Raw genomic sequence first — 4353 nt, 5'->3', positions numbered from 1 at the left:
GATTCAGTTGCGTCTGCCGATTCGCCGACGAAAACATTGTCGTGCTCGGCCGCCCGCAGGACGGTGACCGCATGCTCCCGGTCACGAACGACGGCGGCCATGGTGACGTCGTGCTTGCGGCGGCGAGCCAGCGTATAGGCGACGTCGGACAGGTCCGGGCCGCCTGATTTTTCTAAAACCGTGGCCAGGGCGGCCCGTGATTCGCCAAGCGCCGCAGCGGTTTGCGCCGACAGCAAGATCACCTGGGGGCCGGTCGGCGCGGCATGCGCAGGAACTTCCGGCGCTTCCTCGAGTATGACGTGGGCGTTGGTACCACCGACCCCGAATGAGCTGACCCCGGCCCGACGCACGCCGTCCCACTCCCATGGGCCGTACTTGCTTTGCACGACGAATGGAGTTTGGTCCAGACGCAGTTCCGGGTTCGGACTGGTGTAGTGCAGCGTCGCGGGAATCGCTTTGTTCTTCAGGCACAGAATCGTTTTAATCAGACCCGCGATTCCGGCGGCGACTTCCAGGTGGCCGATGTTCGATTTGACCGACCCCAGCACACATGGGCCCGGGCGGGGTGTCTGCGATACTTCGAATGCCGTTTTCAGCCCTTGGATTTCGATGGGGTCACCGAGCGGGGTGCCGGTTCCATGGGTCTCGACATAGCTCACGGTCGACGAATCGATGCCGGCCACCGCATGGGCTTCGGCGATGACATCGGCCTGAGCGGCCGGATTGGGCGCCGCGTAACCCATTTTCATGGATCCATCGTTGTTGATCGCCGATCCGCGGATGACAGCGTGAATTCGGTCGCCAGCGTCGATGGCGGCCTGTAGCGGCTTGAGGGCCACCAACGCGACACCGCTGCCGAAGACAGTGCCGTCGGCTCGCACGTCGAAGGGCCGACAGTGGCCGACAGCCGACACCATCGATCCCGGCGAGTTCCAGTAACCGACACGGTGCGGGATGCACAGCGACGATCCGCCGGCCAATGCCATGTCACATTCACCGGACAGCAGACTCAGGCAGGCCAGGTGCAGCGCGACGAGCGACGACGAGCACGCGGTTTGCACCGCGATGCTTGGGCCCCGCAGGTTGAACGCGTGCGATATCCGAGTTGCCAGAAAGTCTTTGTCGTTCTGTAGGAACAGACTGAATTGGTCGAAGTTGAGTCCCTCAGCCAAAACGGCGTGGGGGTCGCGCTGCGACAACAGGTTGTGCAGGAGATAGCCGCTGGGAGAGCTGGTTCCGTAGACGCCGATCGAGCCATCGAACTGCGCCGGGTCACAGCCTGCATCCTCTAGCGCATGCCAGGCGCACTGCAGGAACAACCGGTGTTGTGGATCCAGTACCTGCGCGGCCAGCGGCGGCAACCCGAAGAAGTCGGCGTCGAACTCGTCGATGCCGTCGAGTAGCGGTGCGCGACGCACGTACGCCGGATCGGCCAGTGTCTTGTCGCTGACACCATTGTCGCGCAGCTCTTGCTCAGACAGGGTGACGATCGACTCTTTGCCGCGCCGAAGGTTGGTCCAGAACGCCGACACATCGTTGGCGCCCGGAAATTTGCCGGCCATGCCGACCACCGCGATCGCGTTGTCGGGGGTGTTCACTGGTTCTATCCTCCCTGTACGTCAGGTTTAGGTCGGCGCCGCATCGCGGCTCCATGTCGCGCCGCCGCACGCTGCTGCGCGCGGTCACGAACAGTGTCCGTGCTTTTCAGGTTGTCGAGCTTCTGTTCTGGGCTCGCGAGCCCAAGTTGACGCACAAGATCGGCCGTCAGGTCTTGTAGGGACGCGCCCTGCAAGATCAATGTCACCGGCGGTTCCACGCCGAAGTCCGCCCGTGCACCGTTGCGGATCCGCACCGCCATCAGGGAATCCAGCCCCAGCTCGGTCAACGGCACGGCGGGATCGACTGTTGATCGGTCAGCGTAGCCCATCACCGCCGCGATCCGCGCGCGCATCCGCTCGGTCACCACGCGCTGAGCCTCTGCCGGATCGAGATCGGCAAGCGCGTCAGGCCCGGCCCAGTCGCCCAGGTCGCCCGCCGCATCCAGCTGCTCGACCACCCAGGTGAAGTAGCTGATGCTGCGCATCTCCGGGAATGTGACCAGAGCCTTATCGGCACGTAACCGGGCGACGCCCGTGCGGGTCCGGCCGGCGGCCAGCAACGAGTCGAGAGCCTCGATGCCCTCTGCCGGGGTGATTGTATCAAGAACACTGCCTACCAACGCCTGGGCGACGCCCACGTCTGACCATGGGCCCCAGTTGATCACCGCCGCCGGCAAACCGGATGCCTTGCGCCACGTGACCAACGCGTCGAGCCATGCGCTGGCACATGCGTATGCCGCTTGTCCGGGCGAGCCCAAGAGCGAAGCAACGGACGAGAACCCCAGCCACCAGTCGAGCTCACAGCTAGCGCTGGCCTGGTGCATCCGCAGGGCGCCGGTGGCTTTGGGCGTCCAAACCCGCTCCAGGTTTTCTCTGGTCATGGTGAACACCAGACTGTCTTCGATGACCGCCGCGCCGTGCACTATCCCACGCAAGTCGCGCTGGCCTTTTCCTGCCGCCTCGATCAAACTTTCGGCCACACCTGGTGCCGCCACATCACCGCGCACCAGCACGATTTCGGCGCGAGATTCCAATTCGGCGACGATTTTGAGCTGTTCCTCGCTGGGGTCGCTGCGGCCGCCCAGGACCACCCGACCAGCGCCGCGATCTACCAGCCATCTGGCGACGACTAGGCCAAGGCCACCAAGACCACCCGTGACGATGTATGCCGCTCCAGGGCGAACCACCGGATTGTCTTTGCCTACATCAAATATGGCTGGAAGAGTCGCCCGGCACAGCCGTTCGACGAATCTGCGTTCACCCCGCCACGCGATCACATCATCGCCACCGGACTCACTGGCAGAATTGTGCAGTTCAGCGGTCAGCGCAGCGATCCGATCGTGCGTGGCATCCAGATCGAGCAGGGTGGCGCGCAGGTCCGGATTCTCCAGGGCCAGCACTCGCACCAGACCCTTCAAGGCGGCCGTCGCGGGGGCTCCCGGCTCGTCGTCCTGAACGGAAAGACCACCACCGGCGATCAACCACAGCCGTGGCGATCGACCGTGCCAGGTGCCGACGATCGCACGAACGACAGTCGAGATCGACCACACCGAGTCCCGCGCTTGTACCAGCCCGTCGTCCAACCCGGTTGCCGCACCGCCGACGAAGACGACCACGCCAACGGGTGGGTGCTCTGGATCACCGGCCGTCTCCGCGAATGCGGCAAGCATCGCCGATTCGTCGTGGAGATTGGCGGTGTGCACCCGCCGCATCGGTGAGCTCCACCCTGCGATGAATTCGTCTGCCAGGGATTTAGCTGAGGGATCCAAGTCGGTGAGTACCAACCAACTTGTGCGCGCTGTCTCGGTGGCCGACTCCGAAGCCGGCGAGACCGAAATCGGGCTTTCGATCCACTCGGCGTCGAAGACCTTCTGCGCCAACGGCAATGGTACCGCACGACGCTCGACACGTCTCAGGTAGATGCCATCCACTTCGGCTGCTACGTAACCGGCGTCGTCGATCAAGACGATCTTGCCCAACTTGCCGGCGCCGCCGTCGAGGTTCGTCAGGCGTGCCCGACACCGGGCGTGCCGACCGATGTCGCGGTATACCCGGATCGTCTCGAACGACACCGGCAGGTAGCTGACCTCCGCCGACCCTGCGGCCTCGCCGTCGGGTATTGCGGCACCGACACTTTGCAGCGCCGCATCCAGCACGACGGGGTGGAGCCGATATCCGGGATGCCGGGGAGCCTCGTCGGGAACGGTGATCTCGGTTTCCGCGGAACCGTCGGGCAGCCGAGCTATCCGGGTCAATGCCGCAAACACCGGACCATGGTGTTGACCGGTCTGCCGGAGCACGGCGTAGAAATCGGCTGGCGACACGGTTACCTCGTTCGAAGAACCGGGTGCTTGCTGGTACGGCTGCGCGACATGGTGCGATACGTGCTCAACCTTGGCCGTGGCGTGCCGAGAGAAGTCACAGCGAGGTGAGCGGGAATAGACTTCGACCCGAATATTGCTGTCCCCGTGGCGAGTTAACTGCGTCGTCAGCGGTGTGTGGTTGTCGAGGGGAAGCATCTGCTCGACCTCGAACTGGTTGATCATAATGGCGCCAGCGGGTACACCGAGCGCTTCGCTGGCCGCGGCCACAGCGATCTCGGCAAACGCGGCGGCCGGCATGATGGGCTGGCCGAACACCTTGTGGTCGGCTAACCAGGGGCATACGTCGGTTCCGACATCTGCCTGCCAGACGTGGTCTCCGCTGCCAGGCATCTCGATGTGCACACCGAGCAGCGGGTGGGTCACGGCCAGCT

2 protein-coding genes are annotated in these 4353 nt (G+C 64.3%); both read right to left on the bottom strand.

The features are described from left to right. On the bottom strand, nucleotides 1-1598 hold a 1598-nt coding region (locus AC2VOU_RS14730; protein ID WP_486958044.1), incomplete at its 3' end, for a type I polyketide synthase. A 5-nt stretch (nucleotides 1599-1603) separates the two neighbouring features. Continuing rightward, a partial coding sequence (locus AC2VOU_RS14725) for a type I polyketide synthase (protein ID WP_486958043.1) occupies nucleotides 1604-4353 on the bottom strand: 2750 nt, incomplete at its 5' end.

It is taken from the genome of Mycobacterium sp. TH-M25 (assembly GCF_057473665.1).
The sequence above is the reverse complement of the archived record's forward strand: the minus strand, read 5'-3'. Positions and strand labels throughout refer to the sequence as shown.